The 3,791-nt window shown below is 33.2% G+C and carries 2 protein-coding genes and 1 pseudogene; all 3 read right to left on the bottom strand.

The features are described from left to right. Positions 1 to 1,198 (bottom strand): DEAD/DEAH box helicase family protein (locus CJP74_RS07615; RefSeq protein ID WP_119497888.1); only part of this gene is annotated, 1,198 nt, incomplete at its 3' end. Position 1,199: 1 nt separating this feature from the next. Further along, positions 1,200 to 3,029 carry a DNA methyltransferase gene (locus tag CJP74_RS07610; RefSeq protein WP_119497887.1) on the bottom strand — a complete coding sequence of 610 codons (1,830 nt, stop codon included), beginning with the start codon at positions 3,027 to 3,029 and terminating at the stop codon, positions 1,200 to 1,202. A gap of 214 nt (positions 3,030 to 3,243) precedes the next feature. Continuing rightward, positions 3,244 to 3,791: pseudogene (locus CJP74_RS07605) on the bottom strand (hypothetical protein); the annotation flags it as partial.

Below are 3,791 nucleotides of genomic sequence, written 5' to 3'. Positions count from 1 at the left end.
GAATAGGGTTATTTTGGTCTTCGAGGGATTTAACTAAAAGTTGCTTTTCTCGATTATTATCCGAAGTTCCCTTCATAATAATAGAAGTTTCTTGGGTAAATGAATCACGCAGAGATTGCCCTAAAAGCTCATAACTCGGATCTTGCTGTTGGAAATACTGCAAGGCTTGGTTTAACACCTCAATATCTGAAGTTTCAAGGTCTTTTATTTGCGTGGCAGTTAACTTTTTCATTTGCGTGAAAAATTCTTCATAGAAGGCTTCTGACTCAGCAATTTTTTGTGACTTAAGCATTAACACCGGTTTGATATTGATCTTAAGATCAGCAAAGAGAAACTTACGATATTCACTAATGATTAAAGCAATTAAAGCTCGTGTCCACAAATCTGTGTCACTAGCAAGGTTCTTAAAGTCTTTAGTGTAACCACTTGTTCTAAAAGCAATTAACGGATAGTTGAAGACGATCTTGTCACGATACTTTTCAAGCACATTAGAGTCTTTTAAGTCACAAGTAGCCGTAAACTCAAGCATCATACTGTCTTTATTTTGTCTTAAAGCCGTCATTACAGAAGTTTCCCAGCTTTTTGTAGCTTGGAGTTCATCTTTTGTTGGCTTTTTAGTGCTTGAGTTTATATGGTGACTTTCATCTGAAATAAATACAACTTGATGATCCTTGAAATCTTCGTAAGTAATTGAGTTTTCTTTGGCAAGAGCTAAATCCAGGTGAAGTTTTTGGGTAGTAGTAAAGATAATCTCAATGTCATCATCGAGATTATTCCCACTAAAGTTAGTAACTTTTTTTATTTTGATTCTCTTGCCTAGAGATTCAATTACTTCATTAAAAAGATACTTGCTCGAAGTAGTGTTAATAAAGTTCTCAATTGTTTTTTCAAGAACGTTAGTTTGATTAACAAAAAAGAGAAACTTACGATATCCCTTGGTATAGAGATAAAGAATAAGTCCAGCCATAATCACCGTTTTTCCACTACCTGTTGCCATGTGGAATAAAGTATGAACCTGCTTTTCCTTTCTTAGTTGCTCGTTTTCATAGTAGGTTACAAAGCTTTTAAAAGCTTGTTCTTGGTATTCACGCAGAGCAATTCTTGGTGCTAAACCTGTTTGGATTATTTCAGGGAGTTCGATTGTGTTGTCATACTTAAGTATGGATTCAAGCTCTTCATATAAAAATCTCTTTGTCATCCTACTGCTCCTCATAGAATGATTTACTAAATTGTTTGTCACTGTCACTTACAGCAAAGTCAGAATCTGCCATATCAGCGTAGTTAACGTACAATTTATTTTTGTTAATTAATCTAATTAGAGCTTGCTTCTTGTCTGCTAAAGTGAGTTCAGCAAACTCAGAATCAGCAGAATTTAATTCTTCTTGCGTTAAGTAAGGAATAATTCTTGAATCGGTGTAGATTAGTTGTTTAATCTCATTGATATTAGATTCATCAGCTTGTTCGATTTGCTTAATTAAAGCATTGGCATCTTCGAGAAGTTCACAGTAAACAAATGAACCGCCACCTTGCCAGTTAACATCTTTAGAAATTCCTCCTTGTTCACCTTCAATAACTTTTTGTAGGCGAGGAACAGTAACATCAGTGATGTAGTCCATTTGCTCAATACCTATGTATCTACGTCCAATTTTATGAGCTACAGAGGCTGTGGTGCCAGAACCTAGGAAAAAGTCTAGAATTAGATCATTTTCTTGGGTGCAACTATCGATAATGTAATGTAGTAATGCTTCTGGTTTAGGAAAGGAGAAATCTAAATTTAAACTTTTAACATGATCTGTTGCTGATGAAGAGAAGGCTTTAATTATGGAATATAACTTAGTTCTTAAGTCTTCTACTTTTACATATTGACAGATAACTCTCATGCCTGAAGGGTGGTCTTCTAAAACGTATTCTCCGGTTTTTAGCTTTTCTTCAACTTCTTGAATGAATTTTTCATTTTTATAGATGTGAAGTTCTTCATAAAAACATCTTCTATCCCCTAAGGAAGCGTCTTTTTTTCCGAATTTTTTTCTTACTACATCATCATTTCTTACATATAATTCACCATTTATTTCTCTAATATTTGTTGGATTAATTTTTTTCGCACTAAACTTAATATCAGAGTCTGCATTTTTAGCATAAATAGATACGTAATCATGACCTTTTACTACATGTTTTGCTATTCCACCACCACTTGCTCGTTGGTGAATTAATGTGGCTATAAAGTTATTTCTGCCAAAAATTTCATCACATAGAATTTTTAAGTATGCAAATTCATTATCATCACATTGAATAAAAATAACACCATCATCTTGAAGGAGTTTTTTAGCGAACTCTAGGCGATTTTTAATAAAGGTTAACCAAGTCGAGTGGTTAAATGAGTCGTTATAGTTAAAAGAATCGTTACCTGTGTTATAAGGTGGGTCGATGTAGATACACTTAACCTTTCCTTCATAGCGTTTTAACAGACTTGCTAAGGCAATGAGATTATTCCCTTTGATAATGAGGTTGTCATCATCGCGTAAGGTAATATTTTCTTCAATACCTTGAGCAGTATATCTTTTAGCAGCTGTAAAGACTTTAGGGGCAAGCATACTATTAATTTCATCACTTGCAATGAGCTCGTGATAAAACTTCTCTTGTCGTTTTTGCTCATCCTTGTCCTGCCCTCCTTCGAGGACACAGTCTTTGTAAGGAAAGTCTAAAACTACATCATTAGTTTTGGAGAGGAAATTTCCATCGTGGGTTAGACCAATTTTATTGGTGTAGGTAGTGTAGGAATCGGGTAAAAATTCTTTAGAATCAATAAATCTGGTAAATTTATGACTATCAAATACTAAAGTACCCTTAATATTCTTGAAAAATGCGTTTTTTACTGTGTTATTGCTTAAAAGAAGCTCGATTAAGTCTTCATTTAGCGTTACAGCATCACGATAAATACGTGCTTTTAGCAGCTTTTTATCTGCCCCTATATATATATATGCCCTTTCAGAGAAGAGATTCTTCACTGTTTCGAAGAGGTTTTGTTGCATAGTATAGTCCTGATAAATTCTTTGCAATAGTTTGTAAGGTGTGAGTATAAAAATTTTATAGTTTATATTTTACCGATAACTCTTTAATTTAGTATAATTTTTTACTTTGTTTTACTTGAAATGCCTCGAACTTATTAAGTCCGAGGCATAGAATTGTCATATGTATTGTGATAAAAAACTAGAGGAAAGGGCTATTTTTAAATAATTTATTTACTTAGGCTCCTTTCAGTTTCTCAATGAATTCGCTCAATTCTTTATCAAAGTTAGAGGAAATTTCTTCCTTTTGATTATAGAAAGGAAGACCAAAGATTTTATAGTTACCGTATATAAGACCTTGGGAGCTTGCTTCTTTGGATAAATCTAAAAGAAAATCTTCTTTCCACTTATCTTGCTCAATTAGGTGAGCACCTTTAGGTTCAATATAGCCTTGGTAAGTTAAATAAGGGTCATGATTATCTTGCTCTTTTTCTTTTAAATAAGGGTCATGATTATCTTGCTCTTTTTCTTTTAAATGAGGATCAGTATTATTCTGCTCTTTTTCTTTTAAATGAGGATTATCCTTATTCTGCTTTTTTATTTTTACAAAGAGAAAGAGTAAGTAATCAGGCTCAAATCTTTCCCCATTATTAAAAGAGTAAATAGCTAATTCACTCACGCGTTCATTTCTTATTAGATAGTAAGTGAGGTCTTCTTGTTTATCTAGCTTAGGTTTAATTTTATCTTTGAAATGCTTGATAAAACGTTTTTCTTCACTTGTACCAT

The organism is Psittacicella melopsittaci (genome assembly GCF_003585925.1).
GTDB lineage: Bacteria > Pseudomonadota > Gammaproteobacteria > Enterobacterales > Psittacicellaceae > Psittacicella > Psittacicella melopsittaci.
Note: the sequence above shows the minus strand (reverse complement) of the source record. Positions and strands in the feature narration are given on the sequence as shown.